Annotated in this window: 30 protein-coding genes; 13 read left to right on the top strand and 17 right to left on the bottom strand. The window is 52.8% G+C overall.

All coding sequences use genetic code 11. The features are described 5' to 3' along the window. Position 1: 1 nt before the first annotated feature. From BJ885_RS04000 to BJ885_RS04010, 3 genes are all read left to right on the top strand, one after another. Entirely contained in the window at positions 2-739 is a 738-nt protein-coding gene (locus BJ885_RS04000; protein WP_054830150.1) for a phosphatase, read from the top strand. A gap of 21 nt (positions 740-760) precedes the next feature. After that, complete coding sequence (locus BJ885_RS04005) at positions 761-1,315, top strand: molecular chaperone (protein WP_059346472.1); 555 nt, start codon at positions 761-763, stop codon at positions 1,313-1,315. A 96-nt stretch (positions 1,316-1,411) separates the two neighbouring features. Further along, positions 1,412-1,894: a DUF1097 domain-containing protein gene (locus BJ885_RS04010; RefSeq protein ID WP_133550280.1), complete on the top strand. Its 483-nt coding sequence runs from the start codon at positions 1,412-1,414 to the stop codon at positions 1,892-1,894. Between the two features lie 43 nt (positions 1,895-1,937). Here the strand turns inward: BJ885_RS04010 and csgG are convergent, their stop codons facing one another. The 4 genes from csgG to csgD are packed head-to-tail and all read right to left on the bottom strand — an operon-like array spanning position 1,938 to position 4,279. Beyond that, positions 1,938-2,771 (bottom strand): curli production assembly/transport protein CsgG, encoded by an 834-nt coding sequence (gene csgG, locus BJ885_RS04015; protein ID WP_024908984.1) that lies wholly within the window; start codon positions 2,769-2,771, stop codon positions 1,938-1,940. 26 nt (positions 2,772-2,797) lie between these two features. Further along, complete coding sequence (gene csgF, locus BJ885_RS04020; protein ID WP_023311106.1) at positions 2,798-3,211, bottom strand: curli production assembly/transport protein CsgF; 414 nt, start codon at positions 3,209-3,211, stop codon at positions 2,798-2,800. 23 nt (positions 3,212-3,234) lie between these two features. Then, positions 3,235-3,624, bottom strand: a complete 390-nt coding sequence (gene csgE, locus BJ885_RS04025; RefSeq protein WP_047648113.1) for a curli production assembly/transport protein CsgE — start codon at positions 3,622-3,624, stop codon at positions 3,235-3,237. A gap of 4 nt (positions 3,625-3,628) precedes the next feature. Next, a complete protein-coding gene (csgD, locus tag BJ885_RS04030; RefSeq protein ID WP_021240790.1) occupies positions 3,629-4,279 on the bottom strand; it encodes a biofilm master transcriptional regulator CsgD in 651 nt (216 codons plus the stop codon). Between the two features lie 762 nt (positions 4,280-5,041). On the opposite strand from csgD, the gene csgB reads away from it, so the two are divergent. The 5 genes from csgB (at position 5,042) to ymdB (ending at position 7,519) form a co-directional block, all read left to right on the top strand. Continuing rightward, positions 5,042-5,497 (top strand): curli minor subunit CsgB, encoded by a 456-nt coding sequence (gene csgB / locus BJ885_RS04035; RefSeq protein ID WP_029739999.1) that lies wholly within the window; start codon positions 5,042-5,044, stop codon positions 5,495-5,497. A gap of 41 nt (positions 5,498-5,538) precedes the next feature. Further along, positions 5,539-5,991, top strand: a complete 453-nt coding sequence (csgA, locus tag BJ885_RS04040; RefSeq protein WP_029739998.1) for a curli major subunit CsgA — start codon at positions 5,539-5,541, stop codon at positions 5,989-5,991. Positions 5,992-6,052: 61 nt separating this feature from the next. After that, positions 6,053-6,385 carry a curli assembly chaperone CsgC gene (csgC, locus tag BJ885_RS04045; protein ID WP_029739997.1) on the top strand — a complete coding sequence of 111 codons (333 nt, stop codon included), beginning with the start codon at positions 6,053-6,055 and terminating at the stop codon, positions 6,383-6,385. Positions 6,386-6,549: 164 nt separating this feature from the next. Further along, positions 6,550-6,870, top strand: a complete 321-nt coding sequence (locus tag BJ885_RS04050) for a type 1 fimbrial protein (RefSeq protein ID WP_047648111.1) — start codon at positions 6,550-6,552, stop codon at positions 6,868-6,870. 106 nt (positions 6,871-6,976) lie between these two features. Then, positions 6,977-7,519 carry an O-acetyl-ADP-ribose deacetylase gene (ymdB, locus tag BJ885_RS04055; RefSeq protein WP_023311113.1) on the top strand — a complete coding sequence of 181 codons (543 nt, stop codon included), beginning with the start codon at positions 6,977-6,979 and terminating at the stop codon, positions 7,517-7,519. Between the two features lie 33 nt (positions 7,520-7,552). On the opposite strand, the gene mdoC is transcribed toward ymdB, so the two are convergent. Beyond that, positions 7,553-8,692, bottom strand: coding sequence for a glucans biosynthesis protein MdoC (gene mdoC, locus BJ885_RS04060; RefSeq protein WP_121931243.1), 1,140 nt, complete (start codon positions 8,690-8,692; stop codon positions 7,553-7,555). A 254-nt stretch (positions 8,693-8,946) separates the two neighbouring features. Between mdoC and mdoG the strand changes: the two genes are divergently transcribed. The 3 genes from mdoG to BJ885_RS04080 all read left to right on the top strand — a co-directional run bounded on the left by mdoG (position 8,947) and on the right by BJ885_RS04080 (position 13,334). Next, positions 8,947-10,500, top strand: a complete 1,554-nt coding sequence (gene mdoG / locus BJ885_RS04070; protein ID WP_021240787.1) for a glucans biosynthesis protein MdoG — start codon at positions 8,947-8,949, stop codon at positions 10,498-10,500. Continuing rightward, positions 10,493-13,021, top strand: coding sequence for a glucans biosynthesis glucosyltransferase MdoH (mdoH, locus tag BJ885_RS04075; protein WP_023311116.1), 2,529 nt, complete (start codon positions 10,493-10,495; stop codon positions 13,019-13,021). The genes mdoG and mdoH overlap by 8 nt, the downstream gene beginning before the upstream one ends. Positions 13,022-13,106: 85 nt before the next feature. Continuing rightward, positions 13,107-13,334, top strand: a complete 228-nt coding sequence (locus BJ885_RS04080; protein WP_029740363.1) for a YceK/YidQ family lipoprotein — start codon at positions 13,107-13,109, stop codon at positions 13,332-13,334. A gap of 6 nt (positions 13,335-13,340) precedes the next feature. On the opposite strand, the gene BJ885_RS04085 is transcribed toward BJ885_RS04080, so the two are convergent. The 3 genes from BJ885_RS04085 to BJ885_RS04095 form a co-directional block, all read right to left on the bottom strand. Beyond that, a complete protein-coding gene (locus BJ885_RS04085; protein WP_023311118.1) occupies positions 13,341-13,715 on the bottom strand; it encodes a MysB family protein in 375 nt (124 codons plus the stop codon). A gap of 97 nt (positions 13,716-13,812) precedes the next feature. Continuing rightward, a complete protein-coding gene (gene mdtG / locus BJ885_RS04090) occupies positions 13,813-15,030 on the bottom strand; it encodes a multidrug efflux MFS transporter MdtG (RefSeq protein ID WP_121931244.1) in 1,218 nt (405 codons plus the stop codon). Between the two features lie 140 nt (positions 15,031-15,170). Then, positions 15,171-16,097: a Kdo(2)-lipid IV(A) acyltransferase gene (locus BJ885_RS04095; protein ID WP_023311120.1), complete on the bottom strand. Its 927-nt coding sequence runs from the start codon at positions 16,095-16,097 to the stop codon at positions 15,171-15,173. A gap of 221 nt (positions 16,098-16,318) precedes the next feature. Here BJ885_RS04095 and BJ885_RS04100 point away from each other — a divergent pair, with 221 nt between their 5' ends. After that, positions 16,319-17,368 carry a rhodanese-related sulfurtransferase gene (locus tag BJ885_RS04100; RefSeq protein WP_121931245.1) on the top strand — a complete coding sequence of 350 codons (1,050 nt, stop codon included), beginning with the start codon at positions 16,319-16,321 and terminating at the stop codon, positions 17,366-17,368. A gap of 41 nt (positions 17,369-17,409) precedes the next feature. Here BJ885_RS04100 and BJ885_RS04105 read toward each other — a convergent pair whose 3' ends face one another. The 9 genes from BJ885_RS04105 to mdtH all read right to left on the bottom strand — a co-directional run bounded on the left by BJ885_RS04105 (position 17,410) and on the right by mdtH (position 24,087). Beyond that, a complete protein-coding gene (locus tag BJ885_RS04105; protein WP_033145193.1) occupies positions 17,410-17,988 on the bottom strand; it encodes a YceI family protein in 579 nt (192 codons plus the stop codon). 1 nt (position 17,989) lies between these two features. Continuing rightward, a complete protein-coding gene (locus BJ885_RS04110; RefSeq protein ID WP_121931783.1) occupies positions 17,990-18,556 on the bottom strand; it encodes a cytochrome b in 567 nt (188 codons plus the stop codon). A 207-nt stretch (positions 18,557-18,763) separates the two neighbouring features. Next, positions 18,764-18,877 carry a YceO family protein gene (locus BJ885_RS04115; protein ID WP_032638658.1) on the bottom strand — a complete coding sequence of 38 codons (114 nt, stop codon included), beginning with the start codon at positions 18,875-18,877 and terminating at the stop codon, positions 18,764-18,766. Between the two features lie 59 nt (positions 18,878-18,936). Next, positions 18,937-20,055, bottom strand: coding sequence for an N-methyl-L-tryptophan oxidase (gene solA / locus BJ885_RS04120; protein WP_121931246.1), 1,119 nt, complete (start codon positions 20,053-20,055; stop codon positions 18,937-18,939). A gap of 116 nt (positions 20,056-20,171) precedes the next feature. After that, positions 20,172-20,426, bottom strand: coding sequence for a biofilm formation regulator BssS (gene bssS / locus BJ885_RS04125; protein WP_008500827.1), 255 nt, complete (start codon positions 20,424-20,426; stop codon positions 20,172-20,174). 275 nt (positions 20,427-20,701) lie between these two features. Next, entirely contained in the window at positions 20,702-20,947 is a 246-nt protein-coding gene (gene dinI / locus BJ885_RS04130) for a DNA damage-inducible protein I (protein WP_008500826.1), read from the bottom strand. A gap of 74 nt (positions 20,948-21,021) precedes the next feature. Further along, entirely contained in the window at positions 21,022-22,068 is a 1,047-nt protein-coding gene (pyrC, locus tag BJ885_RS04135; RefSeq protein WP_121931247.1) for a dihydroorotase, read from the bottom strand. A gap of 126 nt (positions 22,069-22,194) precedes the next feature. After that, positions 22,195-22,755: a lipoprotein gene (locus BJ885_RS04145; RefSeq protein WP_121931249.1), complete on the bottom strand. Its 561-nt coding sequence runs from the start codon at positions 22,753-22,755 to the stop codon at positions 22,195-22,197. A 123-nt stretch (positions 22,756-22,878) separates the two neighbouring features. Next, positions 22,879-24,087 carry a multidrug efflux MFS transporter MdtH gene (gene mdtH, locus BJ885_RS04150; RefSeq protein ID WP_029740354.1) on the bottom strand — a complete coding sequence of 403 codons (1,209 nt, stop codon included), beginning with the start codon at positions 24,085-24,087 and terminating at the stop codon, positions 22,879-22,881. Between the two features lie 236 nt (positions 24,088-24,323). On the opposite strand from mdtH, the gene rimJ reads away from it, so the two are divergent. Then, positions 24,324-24,908 carry a ribosomal protein S5-alanine N-acetyltransferase gene (gene rimJ, locus BJ885_RS04155; RefSeq protein WP_008500822.1) on the top strand — a complete coding sequence of 195 codons (585 nt, stop codon included), beginning with the start codon at positions 24,324-24,326 and terminating at the stop codon, positions 24,906-24,908. Positions 24,909-24,911: the final 3 nt, after the last annotated feature.

Genomic DNA, 24,911 nt, shown 5'->3' on the forward strand with positions numbered 1-24,911 from the left:
GATGTATCCCGTTGACCTGCATATGCACACCGTCGCCAGCACCCACGCGTATAGCAACCTCCATGATTATATCGCCCAGGCGAAGCTTAAAGGCATCAAGCTGTTCGCGATCACCGATCATGGCCCGGACATGGCGGATGCGCCGCACTACTGGCATTTTGTGAATATGCGGATCTGGCCACGCCTGGTGGACGGCATTGGGATACTGCGCGGCATTGAGGCGAACATCAAAAATACCGACGGTGAGATCGACTGCACCGGCCCGATGCTGACCTCACTTGATCTTATTCTCGCCGGTTTCCATGAGCCGGTTTTCCCGCCTCAGGATAAAGACACCAACACCGCGGCGATGATTGCCACCATTGCCAGCGGCAATGTGCACATTATCAGCCACCCCGGCAACCCGAGGTACCCGATTGATATTCAGGCTGTCGCGCAGGCGGCAGCGAAGCACCGCGTGGCGCTGGAGATTAATAACTCCTCCTTTGTTCACTCGCGTAAGGGCAGCGAAGCCAACTGTCGCGAAGTGGCGGCCGCCGTGCGTGACGCGGGCGGGATGGTGGCGCTGGGGTCCGATTCTCATACCGCGTTTACGCTGGGTGATTTCAGCGAGTGCCTGAAAGTGCTGAATGATGTTAACTTCCCGGAAGCGCAAATCCTGAACGTGACCCCACGCCGCATGCTCGATTTCCTCGAGTCGCGCGGAGTGGAGCCGATTGCCGAATTTGCCGATCTTTAACTGTGTAATGGAATCATAAAAATGAACGAGTTTTCCATCCTCTGCCGCGTGCTGGGTACGCTCTATTATCGCCAGCCGCAAGACCCGCTGTTGGTTCCGCTCTTTACGTTAATTCGCGAAGGCAAACTGGCGCAGAACTGGCCGCTGGAACAGGATGATTTACTGGAACGTCTGCAAAAAAGCTGCGACATGCAGCAGATCGCGACGGACTACAATGCGCTGTTCGTTGGCGATGAGTGCCGCGTTTCGCCATACCGTTCAGCCTGGCAGGAAGGGGCTACGGAAGCGGAAGTCCGCGCGTTCCTCTCCACGCGCGGTATGCCGCTGAGCGATACGCCAGCCGATCATATCGGTACGCTGCTGCTGGCGGCATCCTGGATCGAAGACAACGCCGGTGATGATGAGAACGAAGCCATCGAAATCCTGTTCGAAACGTACCTGCTGCCGTGGGTCGGGACATTCCTGGGCAAAGTCGAAGCGCATGCCACCTCGCCATTCTGGAGAACGCTTGCCCCGCTGACCCGCGATGCTATCGCGGCGATGTGGGATGAGCTGGAAGAAGAGAACGAAGAGTGATTCAAATCACATAAATTCTGCAACTCAACATTCAAACTTGCACGTAATGTGCTGTCGATCTCATTTCTATGGTGCGCTTCTGCTATGATGCGCGCCATGAACATATTACTTTGTATCGCAATAACGACAGGTATTCTCTCCGGGCTCTGGGGATGGGTGGCCGTGTCTCTCGGATTGCTCAGCTGGGCCGGGTTCCTCGGCTGTACCGCCTATTTCGCCTGTCCGCAGGGGGGCGTCAAAGGGCTGTTTATCTCTGGCTGCACGCTGATGAGCGGTGTTATCTGGGCGCTGGTGATCGTGAAAGGCAGCGCGCTGGCGCCGCATCTGGAAATCCTGGGATACGTCATGACGGGTGTCGTCGCCTTTTTAATGTGCATCCAGGCCAGGCATCTTCTGCTTTCATTTGTGCCGGGAACCTTTATGGGGGCATGTGCGACCTTTGCAGGGCAGGGTGACTGGAAGCAGGTAGTCCCTTCGCTGGCGCTGGGGTTGCTGTTTGGCTATGCCATGAAAAACAGCGGACTATGGCTGGCGTCGCGGCGGGAAAAAGCGCAAAACATCACGGCAGTGAGCGAATAAAAAAAGGCGAGATAATCATCTCGCCTTTTTTATGCGCTTCCTGTCAGGATTCCGGAGGGACTGACATATCGCGGTATTTCACCAGGATCGGGTTCTGCACGTCTGCTTTGTTTTGCAGATCCCACAGCCCGCGGTCTATACCGTCGTTAATTAAGTAGATCACGCCGGTTTCAATGGCTGACATCAGACACATCATCACCGGTTCGTTAGAGGTGTAGCCGATTTCACCTTCCAGCAAACGCTGGTAATCGATGAAGCGGAATACCCCAGCCTGAACTTCATAAGACAGAATGGTTTTGCTGGTGTTCACCGAAGAGAGCACTTCGCCTGTACTGACGTTAACCACACGCAGGTTAACGGCGATTTGGTCGAGCTGATACTGGGTATCCGCACCGATACCGAAGTAACGTGCTCCCGCACCACCCGATTTAACGTTACTTTCGTAGCCAATAATCGATCCTTCAATCATCACGTTCGCTGCTGCCAGAGATTCCAGAGGCGTTCGGTTATTGGCCGCGACGGTACCATTTTCCTGTGCGGCGCGAATGATTTTCCGTTCATTCAACAGGTTCTGGAGACCCTGACGTTCCAGCGGAATAAACCAGTGCGAATCCTTGAGCGCGGTAACCAGCATCGCGGTGGCGCTTTGCGGCACGGCCGTGGAGAAGTTACTTGCCGGGTAAGGTTTAAATTGCCCGGTTTCATCCTGAATGTTGTATACGGAGACAAATATTTTCCCCGTTGGAGCAGGTAAATGCGTTAAATCACGATAACTCTGGGCCCGAGGCATTAATGTAGGTTTTGCAGCTTCTTTAGGTGGAGCAGTTAAACAACCGCTCAATAAGCACACTGCAACAAATATCAGGAAGCGCTGCATGATCGTTGTCCTTATTTAGCTATTGTTTAAAAGTCAGTTGAATTACTTTGTAGACCGGAAACCTGAATGGTGGAGATTCTTCCGGTTTTACGATCGGTCACGTTCAACTGAAGCTGTCCGTCCGTGTTGGCGATATCAACGATAAAGTCGTTGGTCACCATCCGGCCTGGTTTACCGGTATTAATGTTGGTCAGTAACCCGCCTAAAATCTGCGACTGGATAGCCTGAGTGAAGTTGTCCAGTGCGGACGGGGTATCAATGCTAAAATCCTTTAAGCTCGGATCCTTATAGGAGTTTTGCGCCTGGGCTTCGTTCAGCAGGAACGCGCCGTTATTAGGGTTACCGCCAAAGTTAGGGTTACGGAACTGAAACGTCATGTTTCCGGCCCAGCTGATGGGTGTTATCAGCATTATCGAAACAACTGCATATGCAATACGCATGACAGCCTCCGCATATCGGTTCGCTAGAACTCGTCTTTTGCTAAATCGCTGGTGCTTAATAGGGCTTTATCTATTTGCAGGCGATTAATAGCGTCTTCTGATTGTTCCAGTGCTAAGACGACGTTTTTATCGAAGTCTATTTTGGTCGGGAATAAAAACGTTTGATAAATAACGTTCTGATTAGCCGTTATTGTTATCCAACTTCCCCATCGTGCACTGGGCCGCTCGTTGATTGTTATATTACCCGTATAGGTACTGTCCCATTTGTCACTGAAGGCACGGTAAAAACTGTGCCCGACCGATGAGACAGTGTGGTCTGTTAACAATCCGGGAACTTCGACCTCGACGGCCTTCAGATTCCCGGCAGCGAGCAGGAAACTCGCTGCGGCGATCCAACTCAACGTGCGCTTCATGTGATTAACGCCTGAGGTTATCGTTTGCCCACGAAACAGCCTGAGTTCGGTTTTTCACAGCTATCTTCTTGAAAAGATTATAAAGGTGCGTCTTTACCGTATTTTCGCTGATAAATAACGAACGGGCGATTTCAATATTTGAAGCACCAATGCGTAACTTGTTCAGGATCTCTTTCTCACGGTGCGTGAGCAGGGCTGACTCTGAGCTGTTATAGCGATAATTTCCGGAGTGCGTGATGAGATAGCTGGCAAGCTTTTGCGAAAAATAACATTCTCCGCGCAATATACCTTGCAGCCCCTCTACCACCCGGTCTTCTTCTTCCGTGACGTAGAACACGCCATTGATATGCGGCCAGCTTTCAATATCCCTGAAAGGATATTCATCAGGCGTATTCAACAATAGCACGCGGATATTATTGTTTTTCCTGCTTAAAATATCCTGCCAGTAATGGATAAGCTTTTTATCAGCTTCCATCATATCGAAAAGAATGATGCTGCCAGGTGCAATATCATCAAAAGAACGTTGAATATTATGCAATTTCCCGTTCAATGATAAAGATTGCTTTAAATGTTGTAATAAAGCTGTCGCTTGCAAAGAAGGTTTTGTGATCAACAGTAATGTATGACCATGTAAACTATGGACTTCATTATACATGATGAAACCCCACTTTTTTTGGCACCTGGCAGCTGTCCTCCTGTTTAAAAGAGGACACCAGAAGTACTGACAGATGTTGCACTGCTGTGTGTAGAATCAGACCATAACCTCCACAGGGAGGTAAATATAAAACCAATTTCGTACATCTAATTTCAATCTAGCTTTTACGAAGTTTAAAGCAAGTGTTAAACGTGTAACATAATGTAAAAATCAATATTAATTTGTTAAAATCACTTGTCGTGAATCGCGATAATTGATGAGAAAGTTGTACACGTAAATAGAAGTGCACAGATTTTAAAAATCATACAAATATTTTCATCTATTTGATTTTTATAATTATTTATTATTTTTGTATCGATGTAATTAAGTATGAGTTACCGATTATTTCTAAGCCCGCGAATGAGCTGCTGTCTGGCTTAAGAAAACAGGCTTCGTGTCACGCGATGAAAAAATGATCCCCAGCCGTTACGTTTAAGCAACGCGGGATGAAGCGTGGACAGCCTTCGTCTCGATGTACAACACTTTCGCAAAACGCCTTTAATAAAAAATATAAGCTGGCCTGATTAAAGTGATTTTTGATGTAAATTACGACTTTGTGGTGAGCCGATAAATAAAAATAAGCCGCGCGGGTGAGATATTTAAAATGTTTCAGCGGACATACTCTTCACCGTAACGACGCGTTAACACAGTACGAGTCGTTTTAACAAGTAACATTGTTAAAGGGTTATGGAACGATTAAATAGCCAGGTCCAGGGTGACAACATGAAAAACGCATCGTTAATTATGATGTTTACATTACTGGGTGCGCCTGGATTTGTAACCGCAGCGAATTCAGATTTGGCAAATTCTGAATATAACTTTGCGGTTAACGAATTAAGTCTTTCATCACTAAATCAGGCAGCCATTATTGGTCAACGGGGCGTTTTCAATAACGCTGAGGTTAGCCAGGACGGTTCAAGACTCTTATCCATTGTATCCCAGGATGGGGTAGGTAACAGAGCGAGAGTTGATCAATCAGGGGGTTACAATATTGCCTGGATCGATCAGAGCGGTAACGCGAATGATGCAGGTATTACGCAAGATGGATACGGTAATAGCGCGAAAATTATCCAGAAAGGGTCGGGTAATAGAGCAAATATTACGCAGTACGGTACGCAGAAAACCGCAGTTGTAGTGCAGAAACAGTCGCAAATGGCGATTAACGTTATTCAACATTAGCGCGTTGGCGACGACTTTAATCAATCCGATGGGGGTTTACCATGAAATTTCTCAAAGTGGCAGCGCTTGCAGCAATCGTAGTTTCTGGTAGTGCTATGGCGGGTTCTATTAATCAGGGCGGCTGGGGTCATGGACATGGTCATGGCGGATACAGTGGCCCAAATTCCACCCTGAATATTTATCAGGACGGTGGCGGTAACTCAGCGGTAGCTCTGCAGACAGACGCCAGAAATTCTGTCCTGAATATTAGCCAGAAAGGTGGCGGTAACGGCGCTGACGTTGGTCAGGGTTCTGATGATAGTAAAATCAACCTGTCCCAGAAAGGTTTTGGCAACAGTGCGACACTTGATCAGTGGAACAGTAAAAAATCCGTTATGAATGTTAGCCAGACCGGCGGCTTTAACGGTGCACTCGTAGATCAGACTGCTTCCAACTCGACTGTTAACGTGACCCAGATCGGCTTTGGTAACCACGCGACAGCTCATCAGTACTGATACTGAAATCTGTGCTACAAAAAAACAGGGCTGATGCCCTGTTTTTTTTCGGGAGTTCATCATGAATACCTTAATTCTCCTTGCCGCGCTTTCCAGCCAGATCACCTTCAAAACGTCACAGCAGGAAAATATGACCACCATTATTCCTCAGGTCACTCTGGCGCAGTCGTGCGATTGTCAGGTTCAGATTATTTCTTTACGAGAAGGGCAGGGGGGGCAAAGTTCTTCCCGGCAGCAAAACACACTTTTTATACCCGCTAATCAGACGATTGATTTAATGCGTCTGAGTTTAAATATTAATGCGGGAGACACGGTAAAAATCGTTGTCACCGTTTCAGACGGTAAATCGCTACATTTATCACAACAGTGGTCGCCAGCGGAACGTTCTCTATGAAAACCCATTAAATCAATAGGTTGTGAATGTGGCGGGTCTGGGCCGTTGAGCTATGCTGATATCAGGGACCAGGTCGTTATGTTCCGTAACGTGAAACTTCGTTTGCCCTAATAAATGAAGCGCGTTTACCCCTCATGGACGATTTTCATTGAGGAGTACCTATTATGAACAACTATTTTGCTCGACTCGTGGCAGGTCTGGGTCTGGTCGTTTCTGCTTTGAGTATCCCGGCTTATTCGGCCACGGTTGTTGACGGCGGTGTCATTCATTTTCGCGGTGCCATTGTCGCCGACCCCTGTGAAGTCACTCCCCAGAAGCAACAGTTTGCCATGTCATGTCCAGATAATAACCGTATGCAAACGCGTATGGTCAGCTATGAAGAGGCGCTTAACGGGAAAGTGAGCGACTCAAACGTGGCAACGCTCAATATGAAATATCTTAATCCTGAAAAAACGCTCGCGGTTGTCGAAATCCAGTATCGCTAATGCGCGCTCTCCCGCCCAGGGGTGAAAGAGGATTTTTTCTGATAGTTTTTTCTCCCGGTCTCCTCTGCGATACACTTAAGAAAATGGCGGGTTGCAGAGGGGCTTTATGAAACCGCAAATTGAAATTATTCATGGCGATATTACGACAGTACACGTCGACGTCATCGTCAATGCGGCCAATCCATCCCTGATGGGAGGGGGCGGCGTGGACGGGGCTATCCACCGGGCTGCCGGACCGCAGCTGCTGGAAGCCTGTAAAACCGTGCGCCAACAGCAGGGCGAATGTCCTCCCGGTCACGCGGTGATTACGCTGGCGGGCAATCTGCCTGCGAGAGCGGTAATTCATGCCGTAGGGCCGGTCTGGCATGGCGGGGATCAGCACGAAGCGAGTATTCTGGAAGAGGCGTACCGGAACTGTCTGCGGCTGGCCGCCGACAACGGTTATAAAACGATGGCGTTTCCGGCCATCAGCACCGGCGTGTATGGTTATCCTAAGGCCGCTGCTGCAACGATCGCCGTAGAAACGGTTTACCGCTATTTGTCGTTAAAACCGCTGCCAGAGAAGGTCATTTTTGTCTGTTTTGACGACGACACCACGCATCTTTATCAGCGGCTTCTGACTCAGCGCAGACAAGAGCTGGAGAGCTGAAGCAAACGCGGCGCATCGGGTGCGCCGCGTGGTTTATGAGGCTTTTGCCTGCGGTTTTCCTGAAAAGAGGAAGCGCAGGAGCGGGATCCGCAGATGGATTTCGTAGAGTACGATCGCCACCCCTACAACAAACACCAGCCCGGTAAAGAAGCCCAGCGTGTTGGAGGCGATGTGCGGTGTGATGTAAGCCCCGAAGAAAAGCGTTAACGGGTGATGCACCAGATAGATAAACAGTGACGCATTAACGAAGTAGGTCACGCGACTGGACTTAAAGTTCAGCAAGCGATGGCCCAGCGCGAATACCACGTTCACCATCCACAGCCCCAGCAGCATAGTGATGACGCTTTCCGTTTCATACATCCATGCATCGCCGCTGCCGTAGCGCTGATTCAGCAGATAGGCCGCGAATGCGAGGGTGGCCCCCAGCGCGCACCACGGTGACGGGGTGACAAACAGCGATTTAAGCTTCGGATGAATAAAGGCCAGCGCGCCGATTAAAAAGAACGGAATGTAGAACAGGGACTGCATCACCACAAAATTAAATAACCCGTCGCTCAGAATCGGCGGGTAGACGATAAGCAGCGTCCGTCGCACGGCGGCATAGGCAATACCCAACAGCAAGAAGAGCACTGACAGTTTGTCCATCGTAACGTTGGCGAAGAAAGTGTCGGCTTTTGTACTCAGATGGCGGCGCAGGCGGCTGAAAATCAACAGGCTCACCGTTGTGAGCACCACCAGGACCAGCAGGAACCACAGGTGAGACACCAGCTCCCAGACCAGCGTATTGTACTTTTCATACAGCGACAGATTCGGCCAGTTCTCCGCTTTGCCTTTGACGTATTGCAACATAATGAACTGAGGCAGCGTCAGCAGTGGAATTGCGGTCAGCATGGGGATCCCCACGCGTTCTACACGCACTTTCCACCAGCGCTTGAGCGGGTATCGCAGAAACAGCATGTAAGAAAAATAGCCGGATATGACGAAGAACACCTGCATACGGAAGGCGTGAATAAAGTCATTAAACAGCGTCAGCCACCAGGAGGGCATCTGGCTATTCACATGCCAGGTGTGGCTGGAGTAAATCAGTGAAATGTGAAAGGGGATCCCCAATAGCATCAGCCAGGCCCTGATCGAGTCGAGGAAATATTCACGTTCTGTTGGTGTTGTGCTCATATAACGTTGTGCATTCTCAGACTTTTCGTCTTATCCCTAAGACTCATAATGGTTACATTCGAAGCCAACCCTACACCAAGACCGACACCCTGTCTCCAGGATAAGCACGCAAAGTGAATAGCGGGTTCTTTCATTTGCTTAATCCATGAGCCAGCAGCTGAACAAAGCAGTGATAATGTTGTCGGATTGCCTGAGTTTCCATTAAAATGGATCGGATCGATATAAGCACACAAAGGGGGAAGTGCTTACTTATTATGAAACATAAACCACAGATGATGAAAATGCGTTGGTTGGGTGCTGCAGTGGTGTTATCACTGTATACCTCATCGGCACTGGCCTTTAACATCGACGATGTCGCAAAACAGGCAAAATCGATGGCAGGCAAGAGCTACGAAGCGCCGAAAAGTAACTTGCCCTCCGTTTTCCGCGACATGAAGTATGCGGACTATCAGCAGATCCAGTTCAATCACGACAAAGCGTACTGGAGCAATATTAAAACCCCGTTCAAGCTTGAATTTTATCATCAGGGTATGTACTTCGACACGCCTGTTGCCATCAATGAAGTGACGGCAACCGCGGTACGTAAGATCAAGTACAGTCCGGATTACTTCAATTTTGGCAATGTGCAACACGACAAAGATACGGTGAAAGACTTGGGCTTCGCAGGCTTTAAGGTGCTTTACCCGATCAACAGCAAAGATAAAAACGACGAAATCGTCAGCATGCTTGGAGCCAGCTATTTCCGCGTCATTGGCGCGGGGCAGGTGTACGGGCTTTCTGCGCGTGGTCTGGCTATTGATACCGCGCTGCCATCAGGTGAAGAGTTCCCACGTTTCCGTGAGTTCTGGATTGAACGTCCAAAACCAACGGATAAGCGTCTGACCATTTATGCGCTGCTGGATTCCCCGCGTGCAACCGGGGCCTATCGCTTTGTGATTATGCCGGGTCGTGACACGGTAGTTGACGTGCAGTCCAAGGTTTACCTGCGTGATAAAGTAGGCAAACTGGGCGTTGCGCCGTTGACCAGTATGTTCCTGTTTGGGCCGAATCAGCCGTCTCCGGCTACCAACTTCCGCCCGGAACTGCACGACTCCAACGGTCTGTCTATTCATGCCGGCAACGGTGAGTGGATCTGGCGTCCGCTGAATAACCCCAAACATCTGGCGGTTAGCAGCTTCGCAATGGAAAACCCGCAAGGTTTTGGCCTGCTGCAGCGTGGTCGTCAGTTCTCCCGCTTTGAAGATTTGGACGATCGCTATGACCAGCGTCCAAGCGCCTGGGTCACGCCAAACGGTGACTGGGGTAAAGGCAAGGTCGAGCTGGTAGAAATTCCAACCAACGACGAAACCAACGATAACATCGTCGCTTACTGGACGCCGGATCAGCTGCCGGAAGCCGGTAAAGAGATGAACTTCAAGTACACCATTACCTTCAGCCGCGACGAAGATAAGCTGCATGCGCCGGATAACGCGTATGTAATGCAGACTCGCCGCTCAACGGGTGATGTGAAGCAGTCTAATCTTATCCGTCAGCCTGACGGTACCGTGGCGTTTGTCGTGGACTTCACAGGCCAGGATATGAAGAAACTGTCACCGGACACCGCCGTTGCCGCTCAGGCCAGCATCGGTGATAACGGTGAAATCGTTGAGAATACCGTGCGTTACAACCCGGTAACCAAAGGCTGGCGACTGACCCTGCGCGTGAAAGTGAAAGATCCGAAACAGACCACTGAAATGCGTGCTGCGCTGGTCAGTAACGATCAGCCGCTGAGTGAAACCTGGAGCTATCAGCTACCTGCCAATGAATAATACATCTGAATATATTGATGCCATGCCGCTGACGGATATCGAAAAAGCGGCACTGCCAAAGAGCGACATCCGCGCGGTTCACACCGCGCTGGATGGTGAACATCATACGTTTTCCCGTGATGATGATACGCCGCTCGGGTCAGTCAAGGCGCGTCTGGAGCAGGCCTGGCCGGACTCGCTGGCGGAAGGGCAGTTGATTAAAGACGATGAAGGACGCGATCAGCTTCAGGCGATGCCGAAGGCTACGCGTTCCTCAATGTTCCCCGATCCATGGCGCACCAACCCGGTGGGTCGCTTTTGGGATCGCCTGCGCGGACGTGATGTGACGCCGCGCTATCTGTCGCGCCTGACGAAAGAAGAGCAGGCTTCCGAACAGAAATGGCGTACCGTCGGGACAATCCGTCGCTATATCCTGCTGCTTCTGACGCTGGCGCAGACCGTCGTCGCGACCTGGTATATGAAAACCATCCTGCCTTACCAGGGCTGGGCGTTTATCAATCCGACGGACATGATGGGCCAGGATCTCTGGGTCTCCTTCATGCAGCTGCTGCCGTATATCCTGCAGAGCGGCATTCTCCTGCTGTTCGCGGTTCTCTTCTGCTGGGTCTCGGCCGGTTTCTGGACCGCGCTGATGGGCTTCCTGCAGCTGCTCATGGGGCGTGACAAATACAGCATTTCAGCGTCAACGGTCGGGGATGAACCCCTCAATCCCGAGCACCGTACCGCGCTGATTATGCCTATCTGTAACGAAGACGTTGACCGCGTATTTGCGGGCCTGCGTGCGACCTGGGAGTCCGTGAAGGCGACCGGCAACGCGGAGCATTTCGACGTTTACATCCTGAGCGACAGCTACAACCCGGATATCTGCGTTGCGGAACAAAAGGCGTGGATGGAGCTGATTGCAGAAGTGCAGGGTGAAGGCCAGATCTTCTACCGCCGCCGCCGCCGCCGCGTGAAGCGTAAAAGCGGTAACATCGATGACTTCTGCCGTCGCTGGGGTAACCAGTACAGCTACATGGTGGTGCTGGATGCTGACTCCGTCATGAGCGGAGACTGCCTGAGCGGTCTGGTGCGTCTGATGGAAGCCAACCCTAACGCGGGTATCATTCAGTCTTCGCCAAAAGCGTCCGGTATGGACACGCTGTATGCGCGCTGCCAGCAGTTCGCCACCCGTGTTTACGGGCCGCTGTTTACGGCCGGTTTGCACTTCTGGCAGCTGGGTGAATCGCACTACTGGGGCCACAACGCCATTATCCGCGTGAAGCCGTTCATTGAGCACTGTGCGCTGGCGCCGCTGCCGGGCGAGGGTTCGTTTGCCGGTTCTATTCTGTCGCACGACTTCGTAGAAGCGGCGCTGATGCGTCGTGCTGGCTGGGGCGTCTGGATTGCCTACGACCTGCCGGGATCGTACGAAGAGCTGCCTCCAAACCTGCTGGACGAGCTCAAACGTGACCGCCGCTGGTGTCACGGTAACCTGATGAACTTCCGCCTGTTCCTGGTAAAAGGGATGCACCCGGTTCACCGTGCGGTATTCCTGACCGGCGTGATGTCCTATCTCTCTGCACCGCTGTGGTTTATGTTCCTGGCGCTGTCGACTGCCTTACAGGTGGTTCATGCCCTGACGGAGCCGCAATACTTCCTGCAACCGCGGCAGCTGTTCCCGGTGTGGCCGCAGTGGCGTCCGGAGCTGGCGATTGCGCTATTTGCCTCCACCATGGTGCTGCTGTTCCTGCCTAAGCTGCTCAGCATCATCCTGATCTGGTGCAAAGGCTCGAAAGAGTACGGCGGTTTCTTCCGCGTGACCCTTTCGCTGCTGCTGGAAGTGCTGTTCTCCGTCCTGCTGGCGCCGGTACGTATGCTGTTCCACACCGTGTTTGTGGTCAGTGCGTTCCTGGGCTGGGAAGTGGTCTGGAACTCACCGCAGCGTGACGACGACTCCACGCCGTGGGGTGAAGCCTTTATGCGCCACGGTTCTCAGCTGCTGCTGGGTCTGGTGTGGGCGGCCGGGATGGCCTGGCTGGATCTGCGCTTCCTGTTCTGGCTGGCGCCGATTGTCTTCTCGCTGATCCTGTCGCCGTTTGTGTCCGTGATTTCCAGCCGTTCAACGGTGGGGCTGCGAACCAAACGCTGGAAGCTGTTCCTGATCCCGGAAGAGTATTCCCCGCCGCAGGTGCTGGTGGATACCGATCGTTACCTGGAACAGAACCGCAGTCGCTCGCTGGATGACGGCTTCATGCACGCCGTGTTTAACCCGTCATTTAACGCCCTGGCGACGGCAATGGCGACGGCGCGTCACCGCGCCAGCCAGGTGCTGGAGATTGCCCGCGATCGTCACGTTGAGCAGGCGCTTAACGAGACCCCGGAAAAACTCAACCGCGACCGTCGTCTGGTGCTGTTGAGCGACCCGGTGACAATGGCGCGTCTTCACTACCGCGTGTGGTCCGCTCCGGAGAAATACTCTTCGTGGGTGAACTACTATAAGGACGTGAAGCTGAACCCGCTCGCCCTGAAGGCGAAGTAAGTTGTTAAGAAGAGGCGGGTAAGCGAATCGCCACCCGCCAGATAAAATACCGGCTTAATCGCCGGTATTTTTTTAGAGGTTAAAGATGAGAATAATCATCGTCGTTATGATGGCATGCCTGCTCAGCGGCTGCGGCAGTATCATCAGTCGCACCATTCCAGGGCAAGGCCACGGAAATCAGTATTACCCGGGCGTGAAATGGGATCTTCGTGATTCCACATGGCGCTACCTGACCGTGCTCGATCTGCCGTTCTCGCTGATTTTCGACACGCTGTTGCTGCCGATCGATGCCAGCCACGGCCCTTACGAATAGCGTAAATTAACGCTCGTCCCACTCATCGGCAGCGGTTTGACCTTCTTCCGTATCCAGCGGCGGCTCGAGCTGAAACTCACCCTCATCCCACTCGTGCAGGGTGTTCTCTTCCAGCCATTCCTGCCGAAGTTCGATTTCGTCATAGTCGCCATCAAAGACGGCCTGCGCACCTTCACCGCTTAATATCGGTAAACATTCTCCTTCTTCACCTTCATCGGCAAAGAATTCGGCCTGCCACATAATATCCCCATCCTGCAGAACGTATTTTTGGATATTAAGCTGTTGCACGTCAGCATCTTCTTCTTCAACGCCGGGATTGTCGGCGAGGAACTCTTCACGAGCGGCATCAATAGCTTCTTCCAGCGTGGCGTACATGGTCATTGGTGTCTCCCTGTTTTCCAGAAGGTTTCAGGGAAAGAATAGCTGAATATAAGATTCTGCAAGTATGAATGCGAAAATAAGCTATCAGGCGTTCGTCTTATTCCGTCACGGGCCGCAGCGCGCGGGATAAACTGAACCATGAATAAATGGCATTGAACAATACGACGCCCGCCGTCACGATAAAGACGGCGCGAAAACCGAAGCTGGCTGAGATCCCGGCTCCGAGCAGCGGTCCGGTGACGTTACCGATATCGCGGAATGACTGGTTGTAGCTGAAAATACGCCCGGCGATCTGGTTCGTGGAGTTGTAGACCAGCAGGGTCTGTACGGCGGGCAGCAATGCGCCGTCGGCGGCTCCCAGCAAAAAGCGCAGGACGCCCAGCTGCCATGGCGTTTGCACCATCGACATCGGGATAAGCAGCAGGACGGAAATCACCAGCGCGCAGATCAGGATTTTCTCGGGACCCACCCGGTCCCCCAGTTTTCCGAGCCTCGGGGCGCTCAGCAGCGCCGCCACGCCGGGTACGGAGGCAATCAGCCCGCTGATGAACGCAATATTGCTGACGTTACCCGCCAGGTCGCGAACGTACAGCGTCAGAATAGGGGCAATCGACCCGGTAGCCACCTGGATAATCATTGTCGTCACGAACAGGCTCAGCACCAGTCTGGGATTTTTAAGCGAGGTCAGCACTTCCCTGGCGTGGAGCATCTCTTTTTTGGCGACAGGCGTGAAGTTTTCACGAATACAGAGCAGGGTGACGATAAAGCAAAGGAACAACACGCTGGCGGTGATAAAGAAAACTGGCCGCAGGCCATAGTTATCGGCCAGGAGTCCACCGGCCAGCGGTCCCAGCAGGGCACCGCTCACGCCGCCGGTTGAGAGCGTGCCCAGCGCCCAGCCGCTTTTATGGCGAGGAATTTGCGTGGCAATCAGGGCATTCGCGTTGGGAATAAATCCCCCCAGCAGGCCCAGCAGCGCGCGCAGGACTAGAAACTGCCAGACGTTCTGCGCCACGCCCATCAGCGCCATGATAATGGCCATCCCCAGCGCCGAGCGAAGCAGCATGATTTTACGTCCCTTGCGGTCGGCAAGGCCGCCCCAGAACGGTGAGGCCATCGCGGAAAAGAGAAACGTGATGCTGAATACCAGACCGGACCACATATTGAGCGCGCTGTGGCCCGTCACGCCAAGCTGTTCGACGTAGAGCGGCAGGAAGGGCATAACCAGGCTAAAGGCCGCGCCGGTAAGAAAACAGCCAAGCCACGCAACCGTGAGGTTACGTTTCCAGTTTATGGGGGCATCTGAGGGTGACATAACTATCCGCATAATGAGGTGCAGAGCACCTGAAGCATAAAGTAATAAGCCTGCTAATTATGCGCCTGGGTTATGATTGCCGCAATGAGGAGGAGCTTTTAAAGCTAAAACGGCATGCGGCCCTGAGGACCGCATGAGGATTAATAGCGGGACGGCGTGCCTTGTGGACGCGTTTTAAAACGGCGGTGCAGCCACATATACTGCTCGGGCGCCAGCATGATGCACTTCTCCACAACGCTGTTCATCCAGCGCGCGGTGGTTTCCGCATCGTCGAGCGGCGGCGCGAGTTCCGGCTCCAGCATCATCAGTTCATAGCCTGAACCATCCGGCTTACGGCGGGGAACAAAAGGCACGATGGCGGCTTTGGACATGCGCGCCAGCATCCAGGTACCGGTCGTTGTTGCGGCCTCTTCAACGGCGAAGAAGGGGACAAATACGCTGGCCTGTGGGCCATAGTCGTGGTCGGGGGCATACCAGACCACTTCGCCGGACTTCAGCGCGCGGATCATCCCCTTCAGATCCTTACGGTCGATCATGCTTTTGTTGGAGCGCATGCGGCCGTTGGTCTGGATTAAATCGATGACCGGATTATCGTTAGGACGATAAACGCCAATGCCAGGCGCCTGCATGCCGAACATGCGCGCCCCGATTTCCAGCGTCAGGAAATGGACGCCGATCAGCAAAACGCCCGTCTGGTTGGCCTGAAGCGTATGCACCGGCTCCATGCCGGTTCCCGTCACCTCGCTCCAGCGGGCCATGCGTTTGTCCGGCCAGAACCACGCCATGCCGGTCTCCATAAGCCCCATCCCGACGGATTCGAAATTCTTCGCGACCATATCGTGACGCTCTGGCTCGCTCATTTGCGGAAAACACAGCTCAAGATTGCGGTACGCGATTCTGGCGCGACGCTTCATAAACAGTTGCGCGAAACGGCCCAGAAATTTACCCAACCGAAAAATAACAGGGTAGGGAAGCTGTACCAGAAGCCATAAAAAGCCGATGCCAAGCCAGGTCAACCAATAACGGGGATGCAAAAGGGCGGCAGTAAATTTTGGTAACTGGGTCATGTCTTTCCTGTTTTCAAACGTCCTGTTTTGCTAGTGTCTCATTTTTTGAGACATAGCCAAAATATCTGCTTTCGAAGCGTGCACGAATACAGCAATTGTTAAGCCTGATTAATCAGGGTGTGTGAAATGTAGCGTAAATTGTGGGGATGTAAATTGGTTTTGTTTGCTATATGATGCCGACCGATTTTTAATTCTCTCTAACGATTCCAGGACTGTACACCATGCCAGTGTTACACAACCGCGTGTCGAATGAGATGTTGAAAGCGCGCATGTTGGCTGAAACCGAACCGCGCACAACTATCTCTTTCTATAAATACTTCACGATCGACGATCCGCAGGCGACCCGCGATGCGCTTTATCAGGCGTTCACGGCCCTGAACGTCTTCGGCCGCGTCTACCTTGCCCGTGAAGGTATCAACGCGCAAATTAGCGTACCGGAAAGCAAAGTCAGCGCCTTCCGCGACGCTCTTTATCACTTCGATCCGGCCCTCGACGGCTTGCGCCTGAACATTGCCCTGGACGATGACGGGAAATCCTTCTGGGTGCTGCGCATGAAGGTGCGTGAACGCATCGTGGCGGACGGTATCGACGATCCTGCGTTTAACGCGGCGGATGTCGGTGAATATCTGAAGGCTGCGGAAGTGAATGCGATGCTGGACGATCCGGATGCCGTGTTCATTGATATGCGTAACCACTATGAATACGAAGTGGGGCATTTCGAGAACGCGATGGAAATCCCGGCCGATACCTTCCGCGAGCAGCTGCCCAAAGCGGTTGAGATGATGCAGGAACATAAAGATAAAAAGATCGTTATGTACTGCACCGGCGGTATCCGCTGTGAGAAAGCCAGCGCGTGGATGAAACACAACGGCTTTAATAAGGTCTGGCATATTGAAGGCGGCATTATCGAGTACGCCCGCCGTGCCCGCGAGCAGGGTTTACCGGTGCGCTTTATCGGGAAAAACTTTGTCTTTGACGAGCGTATGGGTGAGCGTATCTCGGAAGACGTTATTGCCCAGTGCCACCAGTGCGGCGCACCGTGCGATACCCACACCAACTGCAAAAACGACGGGTGTCATCTGCTGTTCATTCAGTGCCCGGCCTGTGCCGAGAAGTTTAACGGTTGCTGTAGCGAACTGTGCAGCGAAGAGAGCATCCTGCCGGAAGAAGAGCAGCGTCGCCGTCGCGCAGGACGTGAAAACGGCAACAAGATTTTCAATAAATCACGCGGCCGTCTGAATACCAAACTGGGTATCCCTGACCCGGAATGATAATAACGCCCGGCACGGCGAAAGCCTGCCGGGCGAATCTATTATGATTTCTGCTGTACACCTTCAACGGAAATAATCAGCTCAACGTCCTGAGACGCCGGGCCTAAATCCGTTGTGATATTAAAATCTTTCAGGTGAATTTTACCCGCCGCTTCAAAACCTGCGCGTTTACCGCCCCACGGATCGTCACCCTGACCCAGTAATTTAGCATCAAGCGTGACCGGTTTTGTTACGCCGTTAAGCGTCAGGTTGCCGGTAATATTCAGCTTATCACCCTCTTTTTTCACTTCCGTAGAGGTGAAGGTAGCCTGTGGGTATTTCCCGACATTGAGGAATTCTCCGCTGCGCAGATGTTTATCACGTTCAGCATGATTGGTATCCACGCTGTTCGTATTAATGGTCACGTTGACCTTGTCGGCGGCAGGATTTTTCTCGTCAAAGGTGAATGTCCCGTCAAAATCCTTAAAGGTACCGTACAGCCAGCTGTATCCCAGGTGCTGAATACGGAAATTGACGAAAGCGTGCTGGCCCTCTTTATCAATTTTATAATCAGCCGCCACGGCGGAACCGGCGGTGAATAACAGAGATCCCAGGGCGATACCCAGCAGGTGTTTTTTCATTTTATGCTCCAGAGTCAACTGACGAGCGGCCAAGCATGCGCTTTAGCGTATCGTCTTTATCAATAAAATGGTGTTTGAGGGCGGCAAGCCCGTGCAGCACGGACAGGATCACGACGCTCCACGCAAGCCAGAGGTGAACGACCCCGGCGGTGTCAGCCTGAGCGCCCGCATCGCTGAGCGTTGCCGGGACGTCAAAAAGGCCAAAGACGCTAATCGGCTTACCGTCCGCCGTTGAGATAAGGTAGCCGCTAATCAGAATGGCGAAGAGCAGGGCATAGAGCGCGATGTGCGCGGCAACTGCACCCAGGCGGGTCATTTTGCCGTGGGTCTTCGGCGCGGCGGGCGGCGGGGAAATATGTCGCCAGACCACGCGAAAAACCAGCCCCAGCATCAGGAGGACGCCAATGCTTTTATGTAACTCCGGTGCCTGATGATACCAGCCGTCGTAATAGCTGAGCGTGACCATCCAGAGTCCAAGTCCAAACATACCGTAGACGGCAACAGCAAATATCCAGTGCAAACCTATGGATATTATTCCGTAGCGCCGGGAGGTGTTACGCAGTTGCATCAGAATGTCCATTTTCATATTAACCGAAGGGTAAAAATGAACGGGAAGATGTGACATTGCAACTGAAATAATTGTCTATTGATTTTTATTTTATTTATTTCAGCGCTTTTGAACAGGATCGATAAGAGTAATTCAATGTCTTCGTGCAAGTAAAATAGAGAGTTTCAATAAAGCTAAATAAATGTCAATTATTGTCAGTCAGGGTTTTCAATAAAATACAATGTAAACAAAATCAATAATAGCCAGCAGCGCCCACAATAAGATATAGAGCATGAAGTGCTCGCGAATATTATTCATCAGAAAGCTAACGATCCTGCGCATAACGCCCCGTAATGCAGTGTGAATGAAACGGGCCCCGGAACGTCCGGAGCCCGTGCGGATTATCCGTTAAAACGCGAGAGCGAGAAGGGCGTCAGATCAAACTGCGGCGTGATGCCCTGGGCAAACTGCGCGGCGATTTCACCCAGCACGGAAGCGAACTTAAAGCCGTGGCCGCTCAGCCCGGTGATAAGCAGAGTGTTGTCATGCCCGGGCAGCGTATCAATGATGAAGTCTTCATCCGGCGTGTTGTCGTAGGTACAGGCCGCGCCATACAGCAAGCCACCGACGCCCGGAAGAATCGTACGCAGGAACGAGAAGGCTTCCGAACCATCCTGTGGGAAGGCGCCAAAAGGCTTACGCTCTTCAGGGGAGGCGATCGCCTGGCCACCGTTGTGTTTACCGATTTTCAGCGCGTCTTTCTCGGAAGGGAAACCGTAGAACTGATCGCCATTCGGCAATTCGCCGGTGAAGGCCGGGAATTTATTCTGTGCGCTGTAGCGACCATCCGACTGGAACCAGGAGAAGACCTTGCGCACCGGCTGGATCGGCAGTTCCGGCAGCAGGCGAGTGACCCAGGTTCCTGCGCTGACGAGCAGGCGGGACGCTGAATAGTCGCCGTCAAGAGTCGTTACCGTGACGCCATTCTCGTCATGGGTGATGGCCTCCACCGGACAGTTAAACAGCTGCGCACAGCCGGCTTTCGCGGCAAGATCGATCCAGGTTTTGATCGCCGCTTCACAATGCAGCACGCCGGAGTGGGCTTCAAAGAGGCCGATGTAATCGTCCGGGACGGTAATTTCAGGCCAGCGCGCGGTAATGCCCGTCGCGTCCAGCTTCTCGACATCAAGATTAAAGGCTTTTGCACTGCGTTCGACGCTGGCGAGAAAATCAGAATGAGCGGGGCCAAGGTTGATGACGCCGGTACGCTCGAAAATACGCTCTTCGGTCTGTGTCGCCAGTTCATCCCACAGCGTCTGGGCGCGAAGCACCAGCGGTACATAGCGCTCGCCTTCTCCATACGCATGGCGCATGAGGCGGGTATCGCCGTGATGGCTGCCCTCCGAATGAGGAGGAAGGTGGGCATCGATCATCAGGACCTTCAGACCTGCCTGTGTTGCGTAATAACCGGCGGCGGAACCCACGGAGCCGCTACCAATAATGATTAAGTCGTATCTCATATGCATCTCGTAAACTGATGTTTTGTTAGCAGAGTAATTAACAACGCGGGGTTAGACAAGGGAGAAATAAATAAGGCACCGCGAGGGTGCCTGTAGAGAGAAAAGTGGGCATAAGCTTAGTGCCGTTTATACTCATTTTCCTGATAGTCGCCAGATTCTATTTTTGCAATACCTGCCTCTAAAATAGAAATAAACTGACGGGCGACGTCTGTTGTTAGCCACAGCGTCTGTCCAACTTCCGCTTCTTCACGGTTGAGTTGATTCGGGGTCTGGTAGTGCAAACGCAGCATCAGCGCATCGTAGCTATCTACGGTACTGATATCCCAGCCAACAAGTGGATGGGTCTGGATCACTTCACTATTCTTTTCCATTATAACCCCCTTAATGCGTGTTAGAAGACAACGGCTCTGAGGTTCAATGCATGTTTTTCTGAAAGCATCTTCAGTATACCAAGTAATAAGGGTTCCAACGGGAAAAATAAACAGGTGGCAACACATTTTTCTGCTTTTTAGGATTGTTCGAACAATAAAACACCATCTCGTTCACGATTTTTAAAGAAGATGCCGAATTAATTTGAACTTGCAGGATTTTTAGACGAAAAAAAAGCCGGGGCGACCCGGCAAAAAAACACAATGAGGGAGCAGTGTTAATCTGTGATAAACCAGTCGTCTGCGCTTTCCCACGTTTCCTGCAGGATTTCGCTGATGCGATCTTTATCTTCTTTCGCAGCACCAATGACGGAGAGGTTGTTCGCCGCGGCGTAACGCACCGTTACGGCACCCGCGTTATCGGGAAAGGTGTTGTTAATACGGCGGGATAATTCGCCTGCCAGTGCATCAAGCGCGCCGGCAGGCAGAACAGTAGTTTTGGCTATGGTGACTTCAATACGCATAAATGCCCCCTGTGTAATATACTGTTTATTTATACAGGTATATTATCGGTTTGACAACAAGGGGCATTGATTTTTTAACGTTTTACCGTCCAGTTAACGGTTTCGCCCGCCAGGAATGGAATCAGCGTGTCATCCGTCAGCGCAATGGACTCCTCAACGTGGATCGCTTTACGCTCCAGTTCGATGGAGGTGTCGTTGACCGGCAGGCCGTAGAAGCGCGGGCCGTTAAGGGAGCAGAACGCTTCAAAATGTTCGAGCGCGTTCATCTCTTCAAAGACGGTCGCGTAGCTGGCCAGTGCCGTTGGGGCGTTGAAGCAGCCTGCACAGCCGCAGCTCGCCTCTTTGCGGTGGCGGGCGTGAGGTGCGGAATCGGTGCCGAGGAACGCGCGGGAGAACCCGCTGGCGACCAGCTCGCGCAGCGCCTGCTGGTGGATGTTGCGCTTGAGAATAGGCAGACAGTACAGGTGAGGACGCACCCCGCCCACCAGCATGTGGTTACGGTTAAACATCAGGTGCTGTGGCGTAATGGTCGCGGCGATAAGATCGTTGCCGTCACGCACATACTCTGCCGCGTCTTTGGTGGTGATATGCTCAAAGACCACTTTAAGCGCGGGCAGGCGCTGGCGCAGAGGCTCCATCACGGTCTCGATAAAGCGGGCTTCACGGTCGAAGATGTCAATCTCGGCATGCGTGACTTCACCATGGACCAGCAGCGGCATGCCCAGTTTCTGCATGCGTTCCAGAACCGGCATGATGGCATCAATGCTGGTGACGCCGTGGCTGGAGTTGGTGGTTGCATTTGCCGGGTAGAGTTTCGCCGCCGTAAATACGCCTTCGTTAAACCCGCGCTCCACTTCGTTCGGATCCAGCGAGTCGGTCAGATAGCAGGTCATCAGCGGGGTAAAATCGTGTCCCGCAGGGACGGCATCCAGGATGCGCTGGCGATAGGCCATCGCGGCATCGACGGTGGTGACTGGTGGAACCAGGTTAGGCATGACAATCGCGCGGCCATAAATTTCGCTGGTATAAGGCACGACGGTTTTCAGCATATCGCCATCACGCAGATGGATATGCCAGTCGTCAGGGCGGCGGATTTTAAGAACCTGGGGTTGTGCAGTCATGGAAGCTCCGGCTTGTCAGGAATCAGTCATAAGGATGGCTGTTTTTGCCGGACACAAATCATAAGCGGAAACGTTTTCGTTTGCACACTTTTCCGTAAAAAAAAGGGCGCCGCAGCGCCCTTCAGGTTAATCGGTGAAAGGAATGATAATTTCTCCCGGTTTCACCTCTATCCCTTTTGCATATTTTTTCGCCAGAGCTTCACCCTTGCTTTTGTCTTCGCTTAAGACGTACGCGGGCTGCTGGTTAAAGTAATTTCGCAGCGACTGGTTGAGATAGGGCATCAGGGTTTGCAGAACCGGTGCCATCTTGTCCGGCGACACCTGCGCATCGACGACTTCCATCTCCTGCAGGAAAATTGCCCCTTTCTCTTTGTTGAAAACGGGCAGGGCCTTCAGCTTGAGCTTGATGTTGGCCTTCTGATTGCCAAAGAGGGATGACATATCGAGAGCCGCGTCACCGGCCAGGGTAACTTTGTTTGGCTCTTCACGACCGATCTGGCTGGTCAGGTTCGTGAGCACGATATGCGCGTCCGCCAGTCCCGGCACGCCAATATCTTTAGAGAAATTGTTATGTTTTTCCAGCGCCTGATTAATTTCCTGTTCACTGACGGTATATTGCGTGAGCTGGTTACAGCCAACCAGCGGGCCGCTGACAACTAATGCCGCGGCAAAGACAATTTTCTTCATAGTGTTCCTCAACGAAAAATCGGCGCTTCTGTCCTGTTACGCCAGTATGTCAGTGTGAATTGGCAGAAACCAGCAGAAAAAACTGAGAAGTGGGGCGGGAGTGGCTCCCGCCCGAGGGAAAGGCTACGCGCCAGGCTCGAGCATGCCGCTCGCGCTGCGTTTCTGGCTGAACTGCCACCACAGGGCAAGGAGCGTCATAAAGCCCACCGCGCCGAGCATCATCCACGGGAGTTCGGGCTGGTTAAACGCTTTGCCGGCATCAAACAACCAGCCGCCACCGGCGTAACCTAATGCACCGCCAAGCGCCAGCCCCAGCCGGCTGAAACCCATATAGCTGCCGCGCGCACGCGCATCCGCAAGCGAGGCGCTCAGCGTTTCACGGGCAGGCTCGGCGATGATGGAGCCAATATAGAACGTGCAAATCAGCGTAAACAGCTGCTGGAGAGAGTTCACCAGGCCGATCGGCATCATGCTCAGCGTCATCAGGAACAGCCCGGCCATCAGGCGATGCTCCAGACGAAAACGCCGCTCGCTCCAGCGAGCTATCGGATAGAGCAGCGTCAGGGAAAGTGCGGCTTCAATGGCGTACATCCATTTAACGGCAGCTGGCGTGCCAGCAATGTCGTTAACCATGATCGGCAGCATCAGCATGACCTGCACAGCCAGCATGTAGTATCCCGTCAGGGTCAGCACATAGGTGACAAAACGCCTGTCGCGCAGGACGCGGCCAAGCCCTTCCCGGACCGGCGCTTTGACCGTCGACAGTTTCCAGGCGGGCAGGAACAGGCCATTAAACAGCGCGCACAGAATAAAGAGCACCGCGCCCGCCGCGCAGACCAGACGGAAGTCATACTGCAGCAGCCAGCTTCCCAGCAGGGCGCCGATAACCGCCCCGGCACTGTCCTGCATCATCAGAATCGAGAAGAAACGGCCGCGGTGCTGAGGGCGAATAAGCTTCACCACCAGCGCGGTGCGCGGCGGATCGAACAGCGTGCCGCCGATACCGGAGAGGAAACAGGAGAACCAGAGCAGCCAGGGCTCCTGGGCGATCGCCATCGTGGCAAAGCCTGCCGCGCGCAGCAGCATACCGGTAACGATCATCGGTTTAGCGCCAAAGCGGTCGGCAATGGCCCCGCCAAAGACCCCCAGACCCTGCTGGACAAACTGGCGTAACCCCAGGGCAATGCCAACCATTAATGCCGCCCAGCCCATCTGATCGACAAAGCGGATCGATATCAATGGAAAAACGACAAAAAAGCCGAGCACGACCAGCATGTTATCGACGAGCAGGAAATATTTACCCAGGCTCCTGGCCTGTGATACGCGGGACATTTTCCCTCCAGGGAAAATAAGAAGGTGAGCACGCTAACATTCTGCGGTGTCGCCGCGTTTTTTCCCACCCCTGGGCGTGACAATATTTTTTTATCAAAAGGGTGCTTTGATAGAGAGTTCTCATCGAAAATAATGAAAAGAGGGCAAAATGGTATGTCACTGTTTTCACAGACGGCGCAGGCGCAGGTATAGTAAAGCTAATGGGTAAGCAGAAGTGACGGGAAGGAGTGGTATCGATGTTTGGCTATCGCAGTAATGTGCCAAAAGTGCGTCTGACAACGGACAGGCTGGTCGTTCGTCTGGTGCATGAGCGTGATGCCTGGCGTCTGGCGGATTATTACGCCGAGAATCGCCAGTTTTTAAAACCCTGGGAACCCGTTCGGGATGAGAGCCATTGTTACCCTTCCGGCTGGCAGGCGCGCCTCAGCATGATTACGGAATTTCACAAGCAGGGCAGCGCGTTCTATTTCGCGCTGCTGGATCCTGAAGAAAAAGAGATTATCGGGATCGCCAATTTTTCAAACGTGGTGCGCGGGTCGTTTCACGCCTGCTACCTCGGCTACTCCATCGGCCAGAAATGGCAGGGGCAGGGGCTGATGTACGAGGCGTTAACGGTGGCGATCCGCTATATGCAACGCACGCAGCATATCCATCGCATCATGGCGAACTATATGCCGCATAATCAGCGCAGCGGCAATTTGCTGGCGCGTTTAGGGTTCGAGAAAGAGGGTTACGCCAAAGACTATCTGCTGATAGACGGAGAGTGGCGCGACCACGTTCTGACGGCGTTAACCACCCGGGACTGGACTGCAGGTCGTTAAGGA

The organism is Enterobacter sp. WP_7_1 (assembly GCF_003688535.1).
GTDB lineage: Bacteria > Pseudomonadota > Gammaproteobacteria > Enterobacterales > Enterobacteriaceae > Enterobacter > Enterobacter asburiae.

What these genes read in the sequence shown, in the direction of transcription:
- csgE (WP_047648113.1), bottom strand. Translation starts at nt 3,624, where the DNA reads ATGAAGCGCACGTTGAGTTGGATCGCCGCAGCGAGTTTCCTGCTCGCT.
- pyrC (WP_121931247.1), bottom strand. Translation starts at nt 22,068, where the DNA reads ATGACTGCACAACCCCAGGTTCTTAAAATCCGCCGCCCTGACGACTGG.
- BJ885_RS04145 (WP_121931249.1), bottom strand. Translation starts at nt 22,755, where the DNA reads ATGAAGAAAATTGTCTTTGCCGCGGCATTAGTTGTCAGCGGCCCGCTG.
- csgG (WP_024908984.1), bottom strand. Translation starts at nt 2,771, where the DNA reads ATGCAGCGCTTCCTGATATTTGTTGCAGTGTGCTTATTGAGCGGTTGT.
- csgA (WP_029739998.1), top strand. Translation starts at nt 5,539, where the DNA reads ATGAAATTTCTCAAAGTGGCAGCGCTTGCAGCAATCGTAGTTTCTGGT.
- dinI (WP_008500826.1), bottom strand. Translation starts at nt 20,947, where the DNA reads ATGCGTATTGAAGTCACCATAGCCAAAACTACTGTTCTGCCTGCCGGC.
- rimJ (WP_008500822.1), top strand. Translation starts at nt 24,324, where the DNA reads ATGTTTGGCTATCGCAGTAATGTGCCAAAAGTGCGTCTGACAACGGAC.
- BJ885_RS04010 (WP_133550280.1), top strand. Translation starts at nt 1,412, where the DNA reads ATGAACATATTACTTTGTATCGCAATAACGACAGGTATTCTCTCCGGG.
- BJ885_RS04115 (WP_032638658.1), bottom strand. Translation starts at nt 18,877, where the DNA reads ATGCGCAGGATCGTTAGCTTTCTGATGAATAATATTCGCGAGCACTTC.
- mdoC (WP_121931243.1), bottom strand. Translation starts at nt 8,692, where the DNA reads ATGAGCACAACACCAACAGAACGTGAATATTTCCTCGACTCGATCAGG.
- BJ885_RS04000 (WP_054830150.1), top strand. Translation starts at nt 2, where the DNA reads ATGTATCCCGTTGACCTGCATATGCACACCGTCGCCAGCACCCACGCG.
- csgD (WP_021240790.1), bottom strand. Translation starts at nt 4,279, where the DNA reads ATGTATAATGAAGTCCATAGTTTACATGGTCATACATTACTGTTGATC.
- BJ885_RS04100 (WP_121931245.1), top strand. Translation starts at nt 16,319, where the DNA reads ATGCCAGTGTTACACAACCGCGTGTCGAATGAGATGTTGAAAGCGCGC.
- solA (WP_121931246.1), bottom strand. Translation starts at nt 20,055, where the DNA reads ATGAGATACGACTTAATCATTATTGGTAGCGGCTCCGTGGGTTCCGCC.
- bssS (WP_008500827.1), bottom strand. Translation starts at nt 20,426, where the DNA reads ATGGAAAAGAATAGTGAAGTGATCCAGACCCATCCACTTGTTGGCTGG.
- BJ885_RS04005 (WP_059346472.1), top strand. Translation starts at nt 761, where the DNA reads ATGAACGAGTTTTCCATCCTCTGCCGCGTGCTGGGTACGCTCTATTAT.
- mdoH (WP_023311116.1), top strand. Translation starts at nt 10,493, where the DNA reads ATGAATAATACATCTGAATATATTGATGCCATGCCGCTGACGGATATC.
- csgC (WP_029739997.1), top strand. Translation starts at nt 6,053, where the DNA reads ATGAATACCTTAATTCTCCTTGCCGCGCTTTCCAGCCAGATCACCTTC.
- BJ885_RS04095 (WP_023311120.1), bottom strand. Translation starts at nt 16,097, where the DNA reads ATGACCCAGTTACCAAAATTTACTGCCGCCCTTTTGCATCCCCGTTAT.
- csgB (WP_029739999.1), top strand. Translation starts at nt 5,042, where the DNA reads ATGAAAAACGCATCGTTAATTATGATGTTTACATTACTGGGTGCGCCT.
- BJ885_RS04050 (WP_047648111.1), top strand. Translation starts at nt 6,550, where the DNA reads ATGAACAACTATTTTGCTCGACTCGTGGCAGGTCTGGGTCTGGTCGTT.
- mdtG (WP_121931244.1), bottom strand. Translation starts at nt 15,030, where the DNA reads ATGTCACCCTCAGATGCCCCCATAAACTGGAAACGTAACCTCACGGTT.
- ymdB (WP_023311113.1), top strand. Translation starts at nt 6,977, where the DNA reads ATGAAACCGCAAATTGAAATTATTCATGGCGATATTACGACAGTACAC.
- BJ885_RS04080 (WP_029740363.1), top strand. Translation starts at nt 13,107, where the DNA reads ATGAGAATAATCATCGTCGTTATGATGGCATGCCTGCTCAGCGGCTGC.
- mdoG (WP_021240787.1), top strand. Translation starts at nt 8,947, where the DNA reads ATGAAACATAAACCACAGATGATGAAAATGCGTTGGTTGGGTGCTGCA.
- BJ885_RS04110 (WP_121931783.1), bottom strand. Translation starts at nt 18,556, where the DNA reads ATGCAACTGCGTAACACCTCCCGGCGCTACGGAATAATATCCATAGGT.
- BJ885_RS04085 (WP_023311118.1), bottom strand. Translation starts at nt 13,715, where the DNA reads ATGACCATGTACGCCACGCTGGAAGAAGCTATTGATGCCGCTCGTGAA.
- csgF (WP_023311106.1), bottom strand. Translation starts at nt 3,211, where the DNA reads ATGCGTATTGCATATGCAGTTGTTTCGATAATGCTGATAACACCCATC.
- mdtH (WP_029740354.1), bottom strand. Translation starts at nt 24,087, where the DNA reads ATGTCCCGCGTATCACAGGCCAGGAGCCTGGGTAAATATTTCCTGCTC.
- BJ885_RS04105 (WP_033145193.1), bottom strand. Translation starts at nt 17,988, where the DNA reads ATGAAAAAACACCTGCTGGGTATCGCCCTGGGATCTCTGTTATTCACC.